This is a genomic window from Micrococcus cohnii (assembly GCF_014205175.1).
GTDB classification, from domain to species: domain Bacteria; phylum Actinomycetota; class Actinomycetes; order Actinomycetales; family Micrococcaceae; genus Micrococcus; species Micrococcus cohnii.
Map to the genome: position 1 here is coordinate 1,355,787 of NZ_JACHNA010000001.1, position 20,941 is coordinate 1,376,727.

At 69.1% G+C, this 20,941-nt stretch carries 23 protein-coding genes; 4 read left to right on the plus strand and 19 right to left on the minus strand.

Going from position 1 to position 20,941, the window contains the following annotated elements; all coding sequences use genetic code 11:
* Positions 1-145 precede the first annotated feature (145 nt).
* Positions 146-1,540: a UDP-glucose dehydrogenase family protein gene (locus tag HDA30_RS06100; RefSeq protein WP_184241413.1), complete on the plus strand. Its 1,395-nt coding sequence runs from the start codon at positions 146-148 to the stop codon at positions 1,538-1,540.
* A gap of 163 nt (positions 1,541-1,703) precedes the next feature.
* Here HDA30_RS06100 and glmS read toward each other — a convergent pair whose 3' ends face one another.
* Entirely contained in the window at positions 1,704-3,575 is a 1,872-nt protein-coding gene (glmS, locus tag HDA30_RS06105) for a glutamine--fructose-6-phosphate transaminase (isomerizing) (protein ID WP_184241414.1), read from the minus strand.
* Positions 3,576-3,632: 57 nt separating this feature from the next.
* On the opposite strand from glmS, the gene coaA reads away from it, so the two are divergent.
* Together coaA and mscL are read left to right on the plus strand one after the other, a co-directional pair.
* Positions 3,633-4,604, plus strand: a complete 972-nt coding sequence (gene coaA / locus HDA30_RS06110; RefSeq protein ID WP_158496597.1) for a type I pantothenate kinase — start codon at positions 3,633-3,635, stop codon at positions 4,602-4,604.
* Positions 4,605-4,762: 158 nt separating this feature from the next.
* Complete coding sequence (gene mscL, locus HDA30_RS06115) at positions 4,763-5,179, plus strand: large conductance mechanosensitive channel protein MscL (RefSeq protein ID WP_184241415.1); 417 nt, start codon at positions 4,763-4,765, stop codon at positions 5,177-5,179.
* A gap of 105 nt (positions 5,180-5,284) precedes the next feature.
* On the opposite strand, the gene HDA30_RS06120 is transcribed toward mscL, so the two are convergent.
* Positions 5,285-5,509, minus strand: a complete 225-nt coding sequence (locus tag HDA30_RS06120; protein ID WP_158496595.1) for a hypothetical protein — start codon at positions 5,507-5,509, stop codon at positions 5,285-5,287.
* Positions 5,506-6,861 carry a phosphoglucosamine mutase gene (glmM, locus tag HDA30_RS06125; protein WP_184241416.1) on the minus strand — a complete coding sequence of 452 codons (1,356 nt, stop codon included), beginning with the start codon at positions 6,859-6,861 and terminating at the stop codon, positions 5,506-5,508. The genes HDA30_RS06120 and glmM overlap by 4 nt, the downstream gene beginning before the upstream one ends.
* Positions 6,862-7,141: 280 nt before the next feature.
* On the opposite strand from glmM, the gene HDA30_RS06130 reads away from it, so the two are divergent.
* The gene (locus tag HDA30_RS06130) at positions 7,142-7,978 is read left to right on the plus strand and encodes a peptidoglycan recognition protein family protein (protein WP_184241417.1); all 837 of its coding nucleotides are present in this window, start codon (positions 7,142-7,144) and stop codon (positions 7,976-7,978) included.
* Positions 7,979-8,036: 58 nt separating this feature from the next.
* On the opposite strand, the gene ppk2 is transcribed toward HDA30_RS06130, so the two are convergent.
* The 16 genes from ppk2 to rpmD all read right to left on the minus strand — a co-directional run bounded on the left by ppk2 (position 8,037) and on the right by rpmD (position 20,941).
* Positions 8,037-8,996, minus strand: coding sequence for a polyphosphate kinase 2 (gene ppk2 / locus HDA30_RS06135; protein WP_221419210.1), 960 nt, complete (start codon positions 8,994-8,996; stop codon positions 8,037-8,039).
* Between the two features lie 518 nt (positions 8,997-9,514).
* Positions 9,515-10,006, minus strand: coding sequence for a 30S ribosomal protein S9 (gene rpsI, locus HDA30_RS06140; RefSeq protein WP_184241418.1), 492 nt, complete (start codon positions 10,004-10,006; stop codon positions 9,515-9,517).
* 38 nt (positions 10,007-10,044) lie between these two features.
* Entirely contained in the window at positions 10,045-10,488 is a 444-nt protein-coding gene (gene rplM, locus HDA30_RS06145; protein WP_158496837.1) for a 50S ribosomal protein L13, read from the minus strand.
* Positions 10,489-10,872: 384 nt separating this feature from the next.
* Positions 10,873-12,399 (minus strand): S8 family peptidase, encoded by a 1,527-nt coding sequence (locus HDA30_RS10750; RefSeq protein ID WP_343059316.1) that lies wholly within the window; start codon positions 12,397-12,399, stop codon positions 10,873-10,875.
* Between the two features lie 160 nt (positions 12,400-12,559).
* Positions 12,560-13,474, minus strand: coding sequence for a tRNA pseudouridine(38-40) synthase TruA (gene truA, locus HDA30_RS06155; RefSeq protein ID WP_184241419.1), 915 nt, complete (start codon positions 13,472-13,474; stop codon positions 12,560-12,562).
* A gap of 100 nt (positions 13,475-13,574) precedes the next feature.
* Positions 13,575-14,312: a 50S ribosomal protein L17, sunset domain variant gene (rplQ, locus tag HDA30_RS06160; protein WP_158496591.1), complete on the minus strand. Its 738-nt coding sequence runs from the start codon at positions 14,310-14,312 to the stop codon at positions 13,575-13,577.
* 71 nt (positions 14,313-14,383) lie between these two features.
* Positions 14,384-15,382, minus strand: coding sequence for a DNA-directed RNA polymerase subunit alpha (locus HDA30_RS06165; RefSeq protein WP_158496590.1), 999 nt, complete (start codon positions 15,380-15,382; stop codon positions 14,384-14,386).
* Positions 15,383-15,510: 128 nt separating this feature from the next.
* On the minus strand, positions 15,511-15,912 hold the full coding sequence (gene rpsK, locus HDA30_RS06170) for a 30S ribosomal protein S11 (protein WP_158496589.1): 402 nt from the start codon (positions 15,910-15,912) through the stop codon (positions 15,511-15,513).
* Between the two features lie 80 nt (positions 15,913-15,992).
* Complete coding sequence (gene rpsM / locus HDA30_RS06175; RefSeq protein ID WP_158496588.1) at positions 15,993-16,361, minus strand: 30S ribosomal protein S13; 369 nt, start codon at positions 16,359-16,361, stop codon at positions 15,993-15,995.
* 281 nt (positions 16,362-16,642) lie between these two features.
* Positions 16,643-16,756, minus strand: coding sequence for a 50S ribosomal protein L36 (gene rpmJ / locus HDA30_RS06180; RefSeq protein WP_158496587.1), 114 nt, complete (start codon positions 16,754-16,756; stop codon positions 16,643-16,645).
* Positions 16,757-16,788: 32 nt separating this feature from the next.
* On the minus strand, positions 16,789-17,010 hold the full coding sequence (gene infA / locus HDA30_RS06185) for a translation initiation factor IF-1 (protein ID WP_067188402.1): 222 nt from the start codon (positions 17,008-17,010) through the stop codon (positions 16,789-16,791).
* Between the two features lie 233 nt (positions 17,011-17,243).
* Positions 17,244-18,086 carry a type I methionyl aminopeptidase gene (map, locus tag HDA30_RS06190; protein WP_184241420.1) on the minus strand — a complete coding sequence of 281 codons (843 nt, stop codon included), beginning with the start codon at positions 18,084-18,086 and terminating at the stop codon, positions 17,244-17,246.
* Positions 18,087-18,094: 8 nt separating this feature from the next.
* The gene (locus tag HDA30_RS06195; RefSeq protein ID WP_158496585.1) at positions 18,095-18,712 is read right to left on the minus strand and encodes an adenylate kinase; all 618 of its coding nucleotides are present in this window, start codon (positions 18,710-18,712) and stop codon (positions 18,095-18,097) included.
* A gap of 55 nt (positions 18,713-18,767) precedes the next feature.
* The gene (gene secY, locus HDA30_RS06200; RefSeq protein ID WP_184241421.1) at positions 18,768-20,075 is read right to left on the minus strand and encodes a preprotein translocase subunit SecY; all 1,308 of its coding nucleotides are present in this window, start codon (positions 20,073-20,075) and stop codon (positions 18,768-18,770) included.
* A gap of 196 nt (positions 20,076-20,271) precedes the next feature.
* Positions 20,272-20,724 carry a 50S ribosomal protein L15 gene (rplO, locus tag HDA30_RS06205; RefSeq protein ID WP_158496584.1) on the minus strand — a complete coding sequence of 151 codons (453 nt, stop codon included), beginning with the start codon at positions 20,722-20,724 and terminating at the stop codon, positions 20,272-20,274.
* Entirely contained in the window at positions 20,717-20,941 is a 225-nt protein-coding gene (gene rpmD / locus HDA30_RS06210; protein ID WP_158496583.1) for a 50S ribosomal protein L30, read from the minus strand. The genes rplO and rpmD overlap by 8 nt, the downstream gene beginning before the upstream one ends.

Consider the following 20,941-nt stretch of genomic DNA (forward strand, 5'->3'; position numbering starts at 1 on the left):
GCGTGCCGACGATGCGGAGCCAGTGCGCCGCCCGGGGTTCGTCAGCAGGCCAACTCCAGGACACCTTGGACCCTTAGCGTCCCGAGTGTCCGACGCGCCGGCCTGACCGGCGCCTGCGTCCAGGAAGGGTGAGTGATCCTCGCACATGCGCATCTCCGTCATCGGCACCGGATACCTGGGGGCCACCCACGCCGCGTGCATGGCCGAGCTCGGCTTCGAGGTGATCGGTGTCGACGTCGACCCCGCCAAGATCCAGCGCCTGGCCCGCGGCGAGGTCCCGTTCCACGAGCCCGGGCTGCCGGAGCTGCTCGTGAAGCACGTCGACAGCGGCCGTCTGCGGTTCACCACGGACTACGCGGAGGTCGGTGGCTGGGCCGACGTGCATTTCATCGGTGTCGGCACACCGCAGAAGGACGGTGAGAACGCGGCGGACATGCGTTTCGTCGACGCGGCAGCGATGTCCCTGGCCGAGGCGATCACCCGGGACGCACTGATCGTCGGCAAGTCGACCGTCCCGGTGGGCACCGCCGCCCGACTGCGCGAGGCGATCGCCGCCCGCCGCACCGAGAACGGCCTGCCTGGTCGCGTGGAGCTGGCGTGGAACCCGGAGTTCCTGCGTGAGGGCTACGCGGTGAAGGACACCATCTCGCCGGACCGGCTCATCGTGGGTGTGGAGTCGGCGCACGCCGAGCAGCTGCTGCGCGAGGTGTATGCGGCCCCGCTCGAACAGGACACCCCGTGGATCGCCACGGACTTCCAGACCGCGGAGCTGGTCAAGGTCGCCGCGAACGCGTTCCTGGCGACGAAGATCAGCTTCATCAACGCGTTCTCGGAGATCACGGAGACCGTCGGCGGCGATATCCGCACCCTGGCCGACGCGCTCGGCCACGACTCGCGGATCGGCCGCCGCTTTCTCAACGCGGGCGTGGGATTCGGCGGCGGTTGCCTGCCCAAGGACATCCGTGCCTTGCAGGCCCGCGTCTCGGAGCTCGGGCTGAACCGCACGATGCAGTTCCTGAACAACATGGACGAGATCAATCTGCGCCGCCGCGATCGGGTGGTGGACCTGGCCGCGCAGCTGCTGGCCGAGGACCGGGACGACGACGGGCGGACGCACACGACCCGCACACAGATCCTTCAGGGCACGCGGATCGCGATCCTCGGCGCCGCGTTCAAGCCGCACTCGGACGACGTGCGTGACTCCCCCGCCCTCGACGTGGCCAACCGGCTGTTCTGCACCGGCGCGGCCACCGCGGTGTTCGACCCGCAGGCCAACGCGAACGCGGCCGCACGCTTCCCGCGGCTGGACTACGTCGGCTCGGCCGAGCAGGCGCTGCGGGACGCGGACCTGGCGATCCTGCTCACCGAGTGGCCCGAGTTCCGGGAACTGGACCCGGCACGCGTCGCCGAGCTGATGCGCACCCCGCGGATGATCGACGGCCGCAATGTGCTCGACCGCACCGCATGGGACGCCGCGGGGGTGCACACCGTGGGGCTAGGACAGCACATCGAGCCCCGGGTGCGCACGGTGGGCGACTGAGAACCGGCCTCCCGGCCGGGGCGGCGAGCGCCCCCGCGTGACACGGCCGTGACCAGCCGCGGTGTTAGCGCGTCGCCGTCCTGACGCGAAAAGGGCCGCTCCCCGCTGAGGCGGGGAGCGGCCCGTCGTCGTCGGCCGAGCCCGTCAGGGCCGACCGGGCGGATCACTCGACGGTGACCGACTTGGCCAGGTTGCGCGGCTGGTCCACGTCGTAGCCCTTCGCGGTGGACAGTTCCAGCGCGTAGATCTGCAGCGGGACGGTGGTCAGCAGCGGCATGAGCATCGGCTGGGTCTCGGGCACCTCGAACACGTCCTCGGCGTAGGCCGACACGGCCTCGTCGCCACGCTCGGCGACCACCATGGTGCGAGCGCCGCGGGCACGGACCTCCTGAATGTTGGAGACGACCTTCGCGTGCAGCGAGTGCCGGTCCATCGGCGAGGGCATCACGACGAACACCGGCTGACCGTCGTCGATCAGCGCGATCGGGCCGTGCTTGAGCTCGCCGGCCGCGAAGCCCTCGGCGTGGATGTAGGCGAGCTCCTTGAGCTTGAGCGCACCCTCCATGGCCACCGGGTAACCGACGTTGCGGCCCAGGAACAGCACGGAGTCGGCGTCCTTCATGGAGCGGGCCAGCTGCTTGATCTGGTCGCCGCGGTCCAGGATGTCCTGGATCTTCGCCGGGATGTCGGCCAGGTCCGCGAGGATGTCCTTGATCTGCTCGCTGAACAGCTGCTTGTTCAGCTGTGCCAGGTACAGGCCGAGCAGATAGGCGGCGGTGATCTGCGCGAGGAACGCCTTGGTCGAGGCCACGGCGATCTCCGGGCCGGCGTGCGTGTACAGCACGGCGTCGGACTCGCGCGGGATGGTCGAGCCGTTGGTGTTGCAGATCGACACGGTGCGGGCACCCTGCTCCTTGGCGTAGCGCACCGCCATCAGGGTGTCCATGGTCTCACCGGACTGGGAGATGGAGACGATCATGGTCGTGGGGTCGATGATCGGGTCGCGGTAGCGGAACTCGTGGGACAGCTCGACCTCGACCGGGATACGGCACCAGTGCTCGATCGCGTACTTGGCCACCATGCCCGCGTACGCGGAGGTGCCGCAGGCCAGGACGATGATCTTGCGCACGTTGAGCAGCTCCTCCGGCTCGATGCGCAGCTCGTCGAGGATCAGGCGGCCGGTCGCGTCGGTGCGGCCGAGCAGGGTGTCCGCGACGGCCTGGGGCTGGTCGTGGATCTCCTTCTCCATGAACGTGTCGTAGCCGCCCTTCTCGGCCGCCGACGCGTCCCAGTCCACCGTGAACTCCTTGCCCTGGGCCGAGTTGCCCTGGAAGTCAGTGATCTCGATGCTGTCTGCCGTGATCGTGACGACCTGGTCCTGGTCGAGCTCGATCGCCTTCCTGGTGAAGTCGATGAAGCCGGAGACGTCGGAGCCCAGGAAGTTCTCGCCCTCGCCGACGCCGACGACCAGCGGGGAGTTGCGGCGCGAGGCGACGACGCGGTCCGGCGAGTCGACGTGGATCGCCAGCAGGGTGAAGGCGCCTTCGAAGCGCTGCGAGGCCAACTGCATGGACTTCGTCAGGTCCTGCTCGCCCTCGTGCCGGTAGATGTGCCCCAGCAGCGTGGCGGCGACCTCGGTGTCGGTCTCGGAGAGGAAGGTGTGGCCCGCGGCCAGCATCTCCTCCTTGATCTGGGCGTAGTTCTCGATGATGCCGTTGTGGATCATCGCCAGACGGCCCTCGTCGGCCAGGTGCGGGTGCGCGTTCTGGTCCGTCGGTCCGCCGTGGGTGGCCCAGCGAGTGTGGCCGATGCCCACCTGCGCGGCCGGCACCGGGGAGCCCTCGAGCTCCTCGGCGAGGTTCGCCAGCTTGCCCGCCTTCTTGCGATGGTAGAGCTCACCGTCGGCCGCCACGGCGATGCCGGCGGAGTCATAGCCTCGGTACTCCAAACGACGCAGCCCCTCCATCAGGACGTCGAGCGCAGAGTGCTCACGCGACGAGGAGGCCTGGCCGATGTATCCAACGATTCCACACATGGGCGCCAGCCTACCGTGCGTGCGGCGCGCGACGCGCCCGCTCGCGCAGCACGCATAATGGGTCGGATGAAGCAGCCCGAGACGCCGTCGATGCACCACGGTTCCCCGTTCGTCGAGCTCGACCGGCCCACCTGGGCGCGCCTGGCCGCCGAGATGGCCCAGCCCTTCGACGAAGAGGACGTCGAGCGTCTACGCGGCATCGGCGACGCGCTCTCGCTCTCCGAGGTCCGGGACGTCTATTTGCCCCTGTCACGCCTGCTGAGCATCCGCGTGGAGGCCGCCGCCGCACTGCGTCGCGCCACGGACGAGTTCCTCGGCGGTCACACTCACCGCACCCCGTTCGTCATCGGCGTCGCCGGCTCCGTCGCGGTCGGCAAATCCACCACCGCCCGTGTGCTGCGGGAGATGCTGCGGCGCTGGCCGACGACCCCGCGCGTGGAGCTGCTCACGACCGACGGATTCCTCTACCCGAACGCCGTGCTCACCGAGCGCGGCATCATGTCCCGCAAGGGCTTCCCCGAGTCCTACGATTTACGGGCGCTGATGCGGTTCATGGCCGATGTGAAGTCGGGGGTCCCCGAGGTCCGCGCCCCGGTGTACTCGCACGTGACCTACGACATCGTCCCCGGGGAGGAACAGGTGGTCCACCGGCCGGACGTGCTCATCGTGGAGGGACTCAATGTCCTCGCTCCGCCGAGGGTGCGCGCCGACGGGACGACCGGGCTGAGCGTCTCGGACTTCTTCGACTTCTCCGTGTACGTCGATGCCCGCACCGACTGGATCCGCGACTGGTACATCAGCCGGTTCATGGACCTGCGGTCCGGAGCGTTCCAGGACCCGCGGGCGTATTTCCACCGCTACGCGACGCTCTCCGACGACGAGGCACGGACGACGGCCAGCGGGATCTGGGACCGCATCAACGGGCCGAACCTGCAGCAGAACGTGCTGCCCACGCGCGGGCGCGCGCGCCTGGTGCTACAGAAAGACGCCCGACACCAGGTGCACCGGGTGCTGCTGCGCAAGGTGTGATGGCCGCCCCGGCCGTGGCCAGGACCACGAGCACGACTCCGCCTCCGCGCGGACGGCTCAGCCGCGTCACGGACGTGGGAGGTGACGCCCGCCGCAGATCGGCGTGTCTCGTCGGCAACATGCCGGCGCCGAGGCAACGGCGGCCTAGAGTCCTACTCATGCTTCAGGGTTTCAAAGAATTCATCATGAAGGGCAACGTCGTCGACCTGGCGGTTGCCGTGGTCATCGGCACCGCGTTCGCGCAGGTCGTCAACGCCCTCGTGGACGCGGTGCTCATGCCGCTCATCTCCGCGCTGGTCGGCTCACCCTCGTTCGACCAGTTCCTGGTCCTCGACATCAACGGCAACGCCATCAAGTTCGGCGTGCTGCTCACCGCGATCGTCAACTTCCTGCTGATCGCCGCGGCCGTGTACTTCGCGATCGTGTTGCCGATGAACAAGCTCATCGAGCGGCGCAACCGGCGCCTGGGCATCGACCCGGACGCCGAGGAGCTCACCGCGGACCAGTCCCTGCTCACCGAGATTCGCGATCTGCTCGCTGAGGGGCGCCGCGACAGCTCCGGCCCTCGCCTCTGACCCGTACACACAGCACGGCCCGGACATCCTCGGATGTCCGGGCCGTCGTCATACGTCCTCACACCCGTCGGCACCGCGCCCGCACTCCGCGCGGCGGCGCCTCTCTCAGCCGCGTTCGCGGTTCTCCCGCGGGCTGTCCTCGCGCGGGGTGTCCGAGCGATCCAGGCACGGCTGCCACGACCGCGCGGAGGACTCGCAGGCCGGCAGCTGCGTGACCCAGGCAGCCGCGGCGAAGAACACCGCGGCCACCGCGCCGAGCACCGCGACCAGCCCCCACCGGCGGGGAGGCCGGGCGGGGCCCTCGGACCACGCCGCCGACGACCCGGTCACGGGTGCAGCGCCAGCTCTCGCTTGACGATGGTCGCCAGGTCCTCCGCCTCGCGTCGAGCCGTGTCCTCGTCGGGCGCCTCGACCATGACGCGCACCACCGGCTCCGTGCCGGAGGGACGCAGGAGCACACGACCCGACTCCCCGAGGCGGGACTCGACCGCGGCCACTGCCGCCTGGACCTCGGGGTCGTCCCCGGTCCGGGTCTTGTCGACGTCCTTGACGTTAATCAGCACCTGCGGAAGGTGGTCCATGACGGTGGCCAGCTCGGACAGCGGCGTGTCCGTGCCTGCCACGCGCGCGGCCACGTGCAGCCCGGTGAGCACGCCGTCGCCCGTGGTCGCGTGGTCCGCGAAGATCACGTGACCGGACTGCTCGCCGCCCAGCGAGTAGCCACCGTGCTTCATGCCGGCCAGCACGTAGCGGTCGCCGACCTTCGTCTCGACCATCCGCACCCCGGCCTCACGCATCGCGAGCTTGAGCCCGAGGTTCGACATCACGGTGACGACCAGGGTGTCGTCCACCAGCTCCCCACGCTCCTTGAGCGCGAGGGCCATGATGCCCATGATCTGGTCGCCGTCGACGATCTCGCCCTTCTCATCGACGGCGAGACAACGGTCCGCGTCGCCGTCGTGCGCGATGCCCAAGTCCGCGCGGTGCTCCCGCACGGCCGCCTGCAGGTTCTCCAGATGCGTCGAGCCGTAGCCGTCGTTGATGTTCACGCCGTCCGGGTCGGCGCCGATGACGACGACCTCGGCACCGGCATCGCGGAACGCGTCCGGCGAGCAGCCCGAGGCCGCACCGTGAGCGCAGTCGAGCACGACTGTGAGGCCCTCGAGCCGGTTCGGCAAGGTCTGCAGCAGGTGCAGCACGTAGCGGTCCTCGGCGTCCGCGAAGCGACGCACCCGACCGACGTCGGCGCCGGTCGGCCGCCGGGGGGCCTCGTGCTCGAGCCGCCGCTGAATCTCGTCCTCCTGCTCGTCGGTGAGCTTCTGCCCGCCGCGGGCGAGGAACTTGATGCCGTTGTCCGGGGCCGGGTTGTGCGAGGCGGAGATCATGACGCCGAAGTCCGCGTCGAGGTCGGCCACCAGGAACGCCGCGGCCGGCGTCGGAAGCACCCCGGCGTCCCAGACGTCCACTCCGGAGGAGGCCAGGCCGGCCAGGACGGCCGCGTTGATGAACTCGCCGCTGATGCGCGGGTCGCGGGCGACGACGGCGGTCGGACGACGCCCGGCGGCGACGGCGTCCGCACCGAGCACCGGCGCGGCGGCCTGGGCGAGCTGCAGGGACAGTTCCACGGTGAGCGTCTCATTGGCCAGGCCACGGACGCCGTCGGTTCCGAACAATCTACTCATAATGAACCACAGTGTAGGCCCCGCCTCGGCCGCCTCACGGGCCGCCCCGCCTCGGCCGTCTCACGGGCCGCCCCGTGGCGGCCGCTGCGCTCCCAGTCGTCCATGAGCCCATTGCCAGCCCGTTGCCAGCGCCGGCGTGCGCCGCATCATCGCCCACGCACCGGACCAGGCGGTAGCATGGCAGGCCGGATAGGACCGCTTCGCCCCGCGACGCCGGCCGTCACGCCCCGCGCGTCGGGCGACCGGTCCCCTCGCTTCAAACCTGCAAAGGACTCCCTGCATGGCCGATCACGTCGAGCACCCGGATGAACACCGCGCCGCCACGCCGCCGTGGCGGCGTCGGACGCTGCTCAGCGGCACCGGGCTCGCCCTGACCGGGGCTCTGGCCGCGTGTGCGGGCACCGGGGGGAAGGACGGCGGCACCGAGCAGGAGAACCCTGAGTCCGGCACGAACACCGCGGACAAGGCATCGCGTGTGAAGGAGCCGGACATCATCGGCACGGCCGATTGGGAGGCCGTGGAGCCCGAGCAGTACCTGCAGACCCTGCATGAGCGCCCCTCCTACCTGGTCATCCACCACACCACGACCCCGAACGTGACGGACGGGTCCCGTGAGGCCGCGATCGAGATCGCCCAGCGGGTCCAGAACGGCCACATCAACCAGCACTGGGGGGACTCCGGCCAGCACTTCACGGTCTCGCGCGGCGGCTTCGCCCTCGAGGCCCGGCACGGCTCGAAGTTCGCCCTCGAGAAGGGCGACCGTTTCATCCTCGGCGTCCACGCGCTCGGCTTCAACGCCTACGCGCTCGGCATCGAGTGCGAGGGCACCTACATGGTCAACCCGCCGCCACAGAAGATGTATGAGGGTCTGCTGCACCTGTGCACGTACATCTGCCAGCAGTACGACCTGCCGCCGTCCCGGATCATCGGCCACCGTGATCTGGTCCGCACGAGCTGCTGCGGCGACGCGTTCTACGCGAAGCTGCCCGTACTGCGCGAGGACGTGAAGGTCTCCCTCGAGCGGGGCGAGCTGCGCGTGAGCGAGGGATTCGGCGCCGACAACCTCTTCGACGATTCGGATGTGAAGGTCGAGGAGCGCCAGGCCCCCGCCGCCTGAGCTGGACCCAGCACGGCCCCTCCCCCGAGCCCGGCTCGGTGGAGGGGCCGTGTCGTTGTCAGCGCACGCGCGGGAATGCGCCGCCGCCGGCATCGTCTTCTCCCTCCGAGACCACGTTCGCCGGTCCGCACACCAGCGGGTCCGGGGTGTGCACGATCCTCGTGTCCTTGTTCGGATACGGCAGCACGTCGAGCACATGCCGCATGGCCTCAAGCCGGGCTCGCTTCTTGTCGTTGGACTTCACGACGGTCCAGGGCGCGTCGGCGGTGTGCGTGTAGAAGAACATCGCTTCCTTCGCCCGGGTGTAGTCCTCCCACTTGTCCAGCGAGGCCAGGTCCGTCGGGGAGAGCTTCCACCGGCGCACCGGGTCGGTCTCCCGCGTGGCGAAACGATTGAGCTGTTCCCCGCGGGAGACGGAGAACCAGAACTTGATCAGACGGATGCCGGAATTGACGAGCATGCGTTCAAGCTCGGGCGCCTCGCGCATGAACTCGAGGTACTGCTGCGGGGTGCAGTAGCCCATCACCCGTTCCACTCCGGCACGGTTGTACCAGGACCGGTCCATCATGACGATCTCACCGCCGGAGGGCAGGTGCGCGATGTAGCGCTGGAAGTACCACTGCGAGGCCTCCGCCTCGGTCGGCTTCTCAAGCGCCACCGTCCGGGCTCCGCGGGGATTCAGGTGCTCGTTGAAGCGCTTGATCGCGCCACCCTTGCCGGCGGCGTCACGGCCTTCGAAGATGATCAGGACCTTCTGCCCGGTCTCCTTGACCCAGAGCTGCATCTTGAGCAGCTCGATCTGCAGCTCGCGCTTGCGACGCTCGTAGACGCGACGCGAGAGCTTCTTGTCGTAGGGATAGCCTTCCCGCCAGGCCTCGGGGTTCGGCGGCGCCAGCTTCCGTCCGCCGCCCAGCGCGCTGCCGAGCTCCGTGAGCTCGTCGACCTCGGCGGCGTAGTCCTGGGTGACGGCGAACGTCGCGACATCCTCGTCGCTCGCCAGACGGTGCTGCCCGGCCAGAACCGTCTCGGCGTCGCGACGCTGGCCGCCTGCCCCGCCGGTCGTCGCCGTGGCCCGGGGCGTCGCCGCGCTGTCGGTGGACGCCGTCGACGCAGGCCCGGCCGGCGCCTGGGCCGTGGCCGCTGTGTCCTGCTTCTTCGCCGAGCGCGACTGGGGTGCGCTCTTCTTGGCCGTGTTCTTCTGCGGCGTGCGGGGGGAGGTCTTCTTCTCGGCCACGGGCGGCTCCTCGTCGATGTGATGCGATGGCTGCCGACGGTCGAGACGGCGATGCCGGCACCCGCCGCGCAGCCCGACCGGACGGCATTGTCCGGCTCCCTGATTCTACGCCGCGCACGCGAGGATCCTCCGCCTGCGGCCAGCGGCACAGGGCGCACGGCGCAGGTCACCGTCGACCCCGGCCGCGACGGGGACGGCGCTCGCCGCGTGGGGCCCGGGAACGCGGACGGCCCCGCCCCTGCGCGAACGCAGGCACGGGGCCGAACGGGCCTGCCGCACGTGAGCGGCAGAGCGGCGCGGGATCAGCGCTTCGAGTACTGCGGGGCCTTGCGTGCCTTCTTGAGGCCGGCCTTCTTGCGCTCGATGATGCGGGCATCGCGGGTGAGGAACCCGGCCTTCTTAAGGGCCGGACGGTTGTGCTCGCGATCGATCTCGTTCAGCGCGCGGGACACACCCAGGCGCAGCGCACCGGCCTGGCCGGAGGGGCCGCCGCCGGCGATGCGGGCGATCACGTCATAGGCGCCCTCGAGCTCCAGCAGGGTGAACGGGTCGTTGACCTCCTGCTGATGCAGCTTGTTCGGGAAGTAGTCCTCCAGGGTGCGGCCGTTGATGGTCCACTGGCCGGAGCCGGGGACGACGCGCACGCGGGCGACGGCCTCCTTGCGGCGGCCCACGGCGGCACCGGCGACCGTGAGGGCCGGACGCTCGGAGGCGACGGGCGCCTCGGCGGTCTGAGCGGACTCGGAGGTGTAGCTGGTCAGCACACCCTCGTTCTCGTTCTCGTTGATAGTCATGGGGGTCTCCTTGAAGAGGTCTCTACGGCGGCGCCCGATTACTGGGCGACCTGGCCGATCTCGAAGGTCTTGGGCTGCTGCGCGGCGTGCGGGTGCTCGGCGCCGCGGTACACCTTCAGCTTGGACAGCTGCTGGTCGGCCAGCGAGTTCTTCGGGAGCATGCCCTTGACGGCCTTCTCAACGGCGCGAACCGGGTTCTTCTCGAGCAGCTCGGCGTAGGAGACGGACTTCAGGCCGCCCGGGTAACCGGAGTGGCGGTAGGCCCGCTTCTTCTCGAGCTTGGCGCCGGTCAGGGCCACCTTCTCGGCGTTGATGATGATGACGTAATCGCCCATGTCCATGTGGGGGGCGAAAGTCGGCTTGTGCTTGCCGCGCAGCAGGGTGGCGGTGTGGGAGGCCAGGCGGCCCAGCACGACGTCGGTGGCGTCGATGACGTGCCACTGACGGTCGGCGTCACCGGGCTTGGGAGAGTACGTACGCACGTTGTCTGCCTTCATGGTCGGTAATCGGTCACAGTGCGCCATGGAAACCGGTCGTGAGGCCGGCACTGAGCACTGTCAGTTCTCGAGCGCGCACCGGGCGCCAGGTGAGGGCTGGCGAGCGTCCGGGGCCCAGAGCATCCGTGGGCGCCGAACGAGAACGCGGCCATGCAACGGGGCCTCTCGCGGCGCGCCTGAATCCGGATACGGACATGCGCAACGACGGTTCAGTCTAGCGCGTTTGCTGTGCCCGTGCCACCCACGGCACCCGCACCGCCCGGATGGTCAGCGCGGATGTGGCTGACGACGCCGACGGGGCGGAGAGCCACAGCTCTCCGCCCCGTCGGGACACTCCCCCGCGCCGCACAGGCGCGGAGGACTCACACGTCAGCGCGAGGCGACGTCGGACAGCGCAGCGCCCGAGTCGACCAGGCCCGCACCGCAGCCTGCGCTGCAGTACACCGGCATGGGGCGCGCGGTGTTCTTCAGGGCGGCCTCCACACGAGCCGGGGTCTGCTTGGTCTCCGCCTGCATCAGGGCCACCAGCCCGGCCACGTGCGGGGCGGCCATCGAGGTGCCCTGCATCTCGGAGTACCCGGCCGCACCCGGACGCTCGGTGCCGAGGTTGACGGTCGACAGGATGCCGCCGTTGGCGAACTCGAGGTTGCCGCCGGGGGCGGTGACGTCGATCGCCGAGCCGAAGTTGGAGAAGTACGAACGCGCACCGTCCGGGCCCGAGGAGGCCACGGTGATCGTGTTGGCACAGTTCGCCGGCGCGTAGTTCAGGGCGTCCTTGTTGTCGTTGCCCGCGGCCACGACGACCGGCACACCGCGGCTCACGGCGTAGTCGACGCCCTTCTGGTATGCCGGCAGGCAGGAGACGCGGCCGCCCAGGGACATGTTGATCACGTCTGCCGGGGTGCGGTTGCCCGGAACGCCCGGCACGGTGCCGCCGGCAGACCAGACGATGGCGTCGATGATGTCCGAGAGGTTGCCACCGCACTTGCCGAGCACGCGCACCGGCTGGATCTTGGCGTCCGGTGCGACGCCGACGACGCCCTGCGTGTTCGCCGCGGCCGCGACGGTGCCCGCCACGTGGGTGCCGTGCCAGGACGAGGCCTGGCCGTACATCTGGCCGCACTCACCGTCGTAGAACCAGTCGCCCTCGTCCTGCGGATTGGCGTCACGGCCGTTGTAGTCCCGCGAGGTCTCCGGGTTGGAGATGAAGTCGTAGCCGCGCACCAGGTTCGCATCGAGGTCCGGGTGGCGGGTGATGCCGGTGTCCAGCACCGCGACGACCTGGCCCTCGCCGGTGTTGTGGCTCCAGGCGACCGGCACGTTCATGCCGTTGGCGCTGTGGAAGCCCCACTGGTTCGAGTAGTACTCGTCAGCCGGGTCCAGGGCGGTGGGCTGCAGCGTCACATCCGGGGTGACGGACACGACGTTGGGATCGGCCTCGAGGGTGGCGGCGAACTCGGCGGACTCGGCCGGCGAGAGCTTCTTGTCCGCCTTGACCACGCGCTGGCCCAGGGCCATCTGGCGGTACTCCTTGACCGAGACGCCAGCCTCCTTGGCGGCCTTGCCCCAGGCCTTCGCACGGCCGTTCTTCGTAGCGGTGGCGGCGGAGTCCTTGTACTCGACGATGAAGGCGTCGACGTCCTGGTGCGCGGCGGCCGCCTTGGCCTTGCCCTTGGCCTTGCCGGCCTTCGACTTCGCCTCGCGCATCTCAGCGCCCTTGCCGTTGCCGCCCTTCTTCTCGGACGCGGCGGCACCCTTGCCCTGAGCATGATCCGGCACAGCGGAGGCCTGCAGCGGCATGGCGGTCAGGGTGGTGCCGGCCAGCACGACGGTGGCCAGGGCGGCGCCTGCACGGCCACGGAGGGTGGCGGGACGGTCGGTATGAGTGGTGTTCACCAAGGGGGTACTCCTCAAGTCAGGGCGCGGGGAGGGTGATGTCTCACCCGCCGATGCACAGCGTGATCCATGGGCCCATGAGCGTCGAACGCCTCCGGACCTGAGATGAGTCTATCCGAAAGCTGTTCTTTCACAGACACACTTATCTATGGCTGATCTGTCACACAGCTGATCGGCCTGGCTCCGCGTCCAGGCTGCGCCGACGCGCCCGCGTGCCCGTGGCGCGCGCCCCGAGACGATCATCGTCCGGATAGTCCACACCGGCGAGCACGAGCGCGTGCGGCGGAGCGAGCTGCGCCGAGGAATCCCGTCGCTCCGCGTCCAGGCGCGATACCGCCCATCCCGGGGGGCGCCGCCGCTCCCCCACGGCCATCACGGCGGCGAGCAGAGCTCGGACCATGTGATGGCAGAACGCGTCGGCGCTTAACCGGGCCACGATGACGCCCTCGGCGTCCCGCTCAAGGTCGAACGCCTGCAGCTGGCGGATCGTCGTACCTTCCGGCCGGGGACGACAGAAGCCGAGGAAATCGTGCAGACCGAGCATCGCGTCCGCTTCGGCCTGCATCAGCGCCACGTCCAGGCCTGCCTTGTGCCAGCAGGTGTCTGTCCGACGCAGCGGATCGCGGGTCCCCGGATCATCGCTGATGCGGTACCTGTAGTGACGGCGCAGGGCCGAGAACCGCGCGTCGAATCCGGCGGGTGCGCGGGCCGCGTCCCGCACGATCACCGCACCGTGCCGGGGGCCGAGCACCCCGTTGAGTCGACGCACCAGCGAGGAGCCGGGCTCGAGCCCGGCTCGGCCCCGTGTCAGAGCGCTCCACTCGGGTTCGGTCAGATCGAAGTGGACGACCTGGTGCGCGGCATGCACGCCCGCGTCGGTGCGCCCGGCGACCGTGGTCCGCACGGGCCTGCGCACGATCCTCTCCAGCGCGTCCTCGAGCACGCCCTGGACGGTCACCAACCCGGGCTGGGTGGCCCAGCCGTGGAAGCCCGTGCCGTCATAGGCTAAGTCGAGGCGCACCCGCGTCGACGGCGGCGGGGTCGTGGCGGGATCGGTGGGCTCCGGTGCGGACATGGGCCGATTCTAGAGGCCCGAGAGCACGACGCAGGGCCGCCCACCCCGCGGGGTGGACGGCCCTGTCATACGCCGTCGCGCACGTCAGTGCGCTGGCGGATCAGGCGTCGGCGACCTTCTGCGCGGCCTCACCGCCGGCCGGGGCAAAGCCGGCGGCCTTGGCGTCCTCAACGGTCTCGAACCAGACCTCGGCGGTCGTCTGGTCGTACCAGCGGGAACCAGGCACGTGGTACTTCTTCGAGCTGGCGTTGCCCTTGATGGCCGCACCCTCGGGCGCGGAACCGTCCTCGTTGGCCGGGATGGCCTCCTTGATCTGGGCGGCGGCCTCCTGGGACTGCTCGACGGTGACGTCCTCCGCGGCGGCCGGGTCCACGGACTCGACCTCGTCCGCGGCGGGTGCCTCGGCGGCGGGAGCGGACTGAGCCGCCTGCTCGGCCTCGGCCACCACGGCCTGCTTGGCGGACATCGGGTCCATGACCAGCTCGATCACGGCCATCGGGGCGTTGTCGCCCTGACGGTTGCCGATCTTGGTGATGCGGGTGTAGCCGCCGTTGCGCTCGGCCATCGCCGGGGCGATCACGGTGAACAGCTCGTGCACGATCGACTTGTTGGTGCGGTTCTTCGCCGCGATGATGCCCTGGACCTTGCGGCGGGCCGGCAGATCGCCCTTCTTCGCGATGGTGATCAGGCGCTCGGCGTGCGGGCGCAGGCGCTTGGCACGGGTCAGCGTCGTGGTGATCGACTTGTGCTCGAACAGCTGCGCCGACATGTTGGCCAGGATGATGCGCTCATGAGCGGGGCTGCCGCCCAGGCGCGGACCCTTGGTGGGGGTAGGCATTGGTGTATCTCCTCAGATGATCCTCGACATCGCACGCGACGTCGACGGACAGGTTCAGTGGTGCGTCGAGCTCAGTACTCGGAGAACGGATCGTCGTCCATCTGCTGAGCGTGGAGCTGCGGGTCGTAGCCGGCCGGCGAGTCCTTGAGGGACAGCCCGAGCTCGACGAGCTTCTCCTTGACCTCGTCGATGGACTTCGCGCCGAAGTTGCGGATGTCCATCAGGTCGGCCTCGGAGCGCGCGACGAGTTCGCCCACGGAGTGGATCCCCTCACGCTTGAGGCAGTTGTAGGAACGCACGGTCAGGTCCAGGTCCTCAATCGGCTGGCCCAGGTCGGCCGACGAGGCGGCCTCGACCGGCGCGTCGCCCAGGTCGATGCCTTCGGCCTCGACGTTGAGCTCGCGGGCCAGACCGAACAGCTCGACGAGCGTCGAGCCGGCGGACGCCACGGCGTCACGCGGGAGCATCGACTCCTTGGTCTCCACGTCCAGGACCAGACGGTCGAAGTCAGTGCGCTGCTCGACACGGGTGGCCTCGACCTTGAAGGTGACCTTCAGCACGGGCGAGTAGATCGAGTCGACCGGCATGCGGCCGATCTCCGAGTCCGCGAGCTTGTTCTGCGCGGCGGTGACGTAGCCGCGACCCCGCTCGATGGTGAGCTCCATCTCGAACTTGCCCTTGTCGTTCAACGTCGCGATGTGCAGATCCGGGTTGTGGATCTCCACGCCGGCCGGGGCCGTGATGTCCGCGGCGGTGACGACGCCGGCGCCCTGCTTGCGCAGGTAGGCGACGACCGGCTCGTCGTTCTCCGAGGAGACGGCGAGCTGCTTGATGTTGAGGATGACCTCGGTGACGTCTTCCTTCACACCGTTGATGGTGCTGAACTCGTGCAGCACACCGTCCACGCGGATGCTGGTCACGGCAGCACCGGGGATGGAGGACAGCAGAGTGCGACGCAGGGAGTTGCCGAGGGTGTAGCCGAAGCCGGGCTCGAGCGGTTCGATGACGAACCGGGAGCGACGCTCGGAGACAACCTCTTCGGTCAGCGTGGGGCGCTGTGCAATGAGCACGGACATTTCCTTTCGGCGGGCGTCCGCCATATGACGCACGCGGTGAGGTGGAAACGAGTTCGGGATGGGAGGGCCGGCTGATCCGACCTGTCCCCGCGCTCCGTCAGGACCGCGGGGACACGAGACGATCAGACGCGACGACGCTTGGCCGGGCGGGCGCCGTTGTGCGCCATCGGGGTGACGTCCTGGATGGAGCCGACCTCGAGGCCGGTGGCCTGCAACGAACGGATCGCGGTCTCGCGGCCCGAGCCCGGGCCCTTCACGAACACGTCGACCTTGCGCATGCCGTGCTCCTGGGCGCGCTTGGCGGCCTGCTCGGCGGCGAGCTGCGCGGCATAGGGCGTCGACTTGCGCGAGCCCTTGAAACCGACCTCGCCGGACGAGGCCCAGGCCACGACGGCGCCCGAGGGGTCCGTGATGGAGACGATCGTGTTGTTGAACGTGCTCTTGATGTGGGCCTGGCCCACGGCGATGTTCTTCTTGTCCTTGCGACGCGGCTTGCGCACCGCTGCGCGTGTCTTCGGGGGCATGGAATTCTCCTACGGGAAAGCTGGTGAGGATCGCTGGCTGCGGACGGCCGACCGTGCGGCACGGCGCCCGACGAGCCGGATCACTTCTTCTTGCCGGCGACCGTCTTCTTCGGTCCCTTGCGGGTACGGGCGTTGGTCTTGGTGCGCTGACCGCGCACCGGAAGGCCGCGACGGTGGCGCAGACCCTCGTAGGAGCCGATCTCCACCTTGCGGCGGATGTCCGCGGCGACCTCGCGCCGCAGATCGCCCTCGACCTTGTAGCTACCCTCGATGTGGTCGCGCAGCTGCACGAGCTGATCGTCCGTGAGGTCCTTCACGCGGATGTTCGGGTCGATACCCGTGGCCGCCAGAGTCTGCTCGGCGCGGGTGCGACCCACACCGTAAATGTACGTAAGTGCGATGATCACGCGCTTCTCGCGCGGGATGTCAACGCCTGCAAGACGAGCCATGTGGCCGTCCTCCTGTTCCTTCTGCAGCAGGGGTCTGCACCAGTGACCTCCCGAGAACGTCGGCGTGTCTCACGCCTGCGCGGCCGCCGCATCGCGGACCGGCGAAGAACCGGCTGTTCCGCGACGGACCTGCCGCCGTGATCGGTCTCCGGCCCCTGCGACCGGAGGTTGCGGTCCGCGGCCGGTGGCCGACGGACGCTGTCCTGATGTTCGGCCCTGATGGCCGAGATGATGTATTCGATGAGCACTCAGGCGACCGCGACCCCGAACGGGGCCGACGCTCAACCCTGGCGCTGCTTGTGGCGCGGGTTCGAGCAGATCACCAGCACGCGGCCCTGACGGCGCACGACCTGGCACTTGTCACAAATCCGCTTCACGCTCGGCTGAACCTTCACGGCTCCTCCTCTTGCGCTCGCTTGTGGACGGTTTACTTGTAGCGGTACACGATGCGACCCCGGTTGAGGTCGTACGGGCTAAGCTCCACCACGACCCGGTCCTCGGGGAGGATGCGGATGTAGTGCTGACGCATCTTTCCGGAGATCGTGGCGAGCACGATGTGCTCGTTCTGCAGGCGCACTCGGAACATCGCGTTCGGCAATGCCTCGGTGACCGTGCCCTCGACCTCGATGACACCTTCCTTCTTAGCCATGTCCTCCACAATCGTTGGGCCTTCGCCCCGTGACCGCGCGGCGGTCACGAGAGTCGAAGGCGGTGATGTTGACGACCGCGTCGGCGCCAGAGCGCACGACAAAGACAGTCAGCGCTCAATAGTAGCGCACGAGAAGGGTGAAACCAAGAGGACCCGACGGACGAAGTGCTCTGCACACGGCGACCTCGTCATCCGGCCCCCGCTGCGGCCGGTGGCCGCCGTGGCCAGGCCGGTCAGTTCCCCGGCGGCACCGGCTCGACGCCGTGACGGGCGAGCTCGGCCGCTCCCCCGTCCGGGGCCGAGAGGACCCAGAGGCCCCCGTCGTGGCGGCACACCGTGTGCTCCCACTGGCTCGCCCGCGCGCCGTCCACCGTCACGACAGTCCAGTCGTCCTCGAGCGTGGCGGTCTGGATGCCGCCGCGCACCAGCATGGGCTCGATCGCCAGGGCCATGCCCGGCTGGACCTTGGGGCCGCGGTGCCCGGTGCGGTAATTGAACACGTCGGGCGGCATGTGCATCTTGGAGCCGATGCCGTGGCCGACGTACTCCTCGAGGATGCCCAGCTCGGCACCGGGCTGGGCGGTGACGAAGTCGTCGATCGCGTCGCCGATCTCACCGACGTGGCGGGCCGTTGCGAAGGCGGCGATGCCGACCCACATCGCCTCGCGCGTGATCGCCGAGAGCCGCTCGTCCTCGGGGTCGGCGGTGCCCGCCTCGGACGAGCCCAGCAGGATCGTGCGGGCCGAGTCCGAATGCCAGCCGTCGACGATCGCGCCGCCGTCGACCTTGAGCACGTCGCCGCTGCGCAGCACCCGATCGGACGGGATGCCGTGCACGACCTCCTCGTTCACCGAGGTGCAGATGGCGGCGGGGAACCCGTGATAGCCCAGGAAGTTCGACGTCGCGCCGCGCCGTTCGAGCACGGCGCGGAACACGTCGTCGAGCTCCCGGGTGCTGATCCCGGGCGCGGCCGCGTCCACGACGGTGTCCAGCGCCTCGGCGAGCACCCGACCCGCTGCCTGCATCGACTGCAGCTGGGAGACGGACTTGAGTTCGAGGCTCCGACGGGAGAACACGAGGCGACTCAGTCCTGACGCGCGCGGTCGACCGCCGGGAACGAGCCGGTCGCGGCGCGCACGCTGTAGATCGCCTGCAGCAGCCGCTCGGTCACGTCGTCGATCTGACCGGTGCCGTCGACACGCGAGACGATGCCGCGGTCCGTGTACTGCTCAATCACGCTCGCGGTCTCGCGGTGGTACAGGTCCAGACGGTGTCGGATGACCTCGGCCGTGTCGTCCGCGCGGCCTTCGATCTCGGCACGCTTGAGCAGGCGTTCCACGAGCTCCTCGTCCTCGACCGTCAGCTCCACGACGGCGTCCAGGCGCAGCCCGGCCTCGTCGAGCATGGCGTCCAGCGCCTCGACCTGGCCCACGGTGCGCGGGTAGCCGTCGAGAAGGAAGCCCTGCGCCGCGTCCGACTGCCCGATGCGGTCGGCCACCATCCGGTTGGTCACCTCGTCGGGGACGAAGTCGCCGGCGTCGATGTAGCGCTTGGCCTCCTGGCCCAGGGGCGTCATCTCCTTGACGTTGTACCGGAAGATGTCACCGGTGGAAATGGCGACGATGCCCAGCTTGTCGGCGATGCGGCCGGCCTGGGTCCCCTTGCCGGACCCCGGGGGGCCCATGATCAGCATGCGAGTCACTCGCGAACTCCTCACTTTGTGTAGCGGTCTGTCTGGTCGGCCGGGCCGCCGCGTCTCAGCGCAGCAGACCCTCGTAGTGCCGCTGCTCCATCTGGGCGTTGAGCTGCTTGATGGTCTGCAGCCCGACACCCACCATGATCAGGATCGACGTGCCGCCGAACGGGAAGTTCTGACTGACGTCGATCAGCACGAAGGCGATCAACGGGATCATCGCGATCACGCCCAGGTACAGGGCGCCCGGGAACGTGATGCGGCTGATCACGTACTCAAGGTACCGCTCCGTCGGCCGACCCGCACGGACTCCCGGGATGAAGCCGCCATAGCGCTTCATGTTGTCCGAGACCTCCTTCGGGTTGAAGGTGATCGACACGTAGAAGTAGGTGAAGCCGATGATGAAAAGGAAGTACAGGGCCATGTAGACGGGATGGTCGCCCGAGCCGAAGTACTGGGACAGCCACGTCACCCACCCCGGCGGCACGGAGCCGTCCTGCGGGGTGTTGAACTGGATGAGGATGCCCGGGAGCATCAGGATCGACGAGGCGAAGATCACGGGAATCACGCTGGCCATGTTCACCTTGATCGGAATGTAGGTGGAGCTGCCGCCGACGGTGCGCGAGCCGATCTGCCGCTTCGCGTACTGCACGGGCACCCGACGCTGCGACTCCTCCACGAACACGATCGCCAGCATGGTCAGCAGCCCGATCGCGAGCACGATGATGAAGGTGCGCGGCCCCTGCGTCTGCCAGACCTGCCCGATGCCGGCGGGGAAGCCCGCCGCGATCGACGTGAAGATCATCAGCGACATGCCGTTGCCGACGCCGCGCTCGGTGATCTGCTCGCCCATCCACATCACCACGACCGTTCCGGTGGTGAGCACCAGCACGATCAGCAGCACCGTGAGGATCGAGTCGTCCCGCACCAGCGGCAGCGAGCAGTTCAGCAGCGCGCCGGTGCGCGCCAGGGAGGCCATGGTCGTGGCCTGCAGCAGCGCGAGCCCGAGAGTGAGGTAGCGCGTGTACTGGGTGAGCTTCGCCTGGCCCTGTGGCCCCTCCTGCTGGAGCTGTTCGAACCGCGGGATGACGACCCGCAGCAGCTGCACGATGATCGACGCGGTGATATACGGCATGATCCCGAGCGCGAAGATGGACACCTGCAGCAGCGCGCCGCCGGAGAACATGTTGACGAACGAGTACAGGCCGCCGGAGGCCGAGCCCTGGGCCAGGCACATCTGCACGGCCCCGTAGTCGACGCCCGGTGACGGGATGAACACACCGAGGCGGTACACCGCGATGATGCCCAGGGTGAACCAGATCTTTCGCTGCAGATCCGGCGTCCGGAAGATCCGGGCCATGGCCTTGAACACACGTCCTCCTGCGTACGGTTCACGGGGTCCGTCCGTTCGCCGCCGGGGACGGCGCTGCTCGGCGCGTCGACCCGTCCGCCACGGACATGACGAGGCCCGCGCGGGGGCGGGCCGTCAGGCGATTCTACATGCATGGAAAAGGCCCCCGTCCGGCAGGAGCGGGTCCTGCCGGACGGGGGCCGTCACGCGGTGGGCGTCAGAGGGTCTGGGTGGACCCGCCTGCCGCGGCGATCTTCTCCACGGCCGAGCCGGAGAAGGCGTGCGCCTTCACCTGCACGGCGGCGGTGATCTCACCGGTGCCCAGCACCTTGACGGGCTGGTTCTTGCGCACGAGGCCCTTGGCCACGAGCGCGTCGACGGTGATCTCGCCACCGTCCGGGAAATGCGCCGAGAGCTTGTCCAGATTCACGACCTGGTACTCGACGCGGAACGGGTTCTTGAAGCCGCGCAGCTTCGGCAGACGCATCTGCAGCGGCAGCTGGCCGCCCTCGAAGCCCGGCCGGACCTGGTAACGGGCCTTGGTGCCCTTGGTTCCGCGACCGGCGGTCTTGCCCTTCGAAGCCTCACCGCGGCCCACACGGGTCCGCGAGGTCTTGGCTCCGGGGGCCGGCCGCAGGTCGTGGATCTTGATGGCGTCGTTGTCAGCCATGAGTGACCTCCTCCACGGACACGAGGTGCGGCACCGTGTTGAGCATGCCGACCGTCGTCACGTCGGCCTTGCGGGTGACCTGGTGGCCGATCCGCTTCAGGCCGAGCGAACGAAGGGTGTCGCGCTGGTTCTGCTTGGTGCCGGTGACGCTGCGAGTCTGCGTGATCAGCAGAGTGGCGTCAGAGGCCTGGATGTTCTTACGAGTGGGCTCAAACAT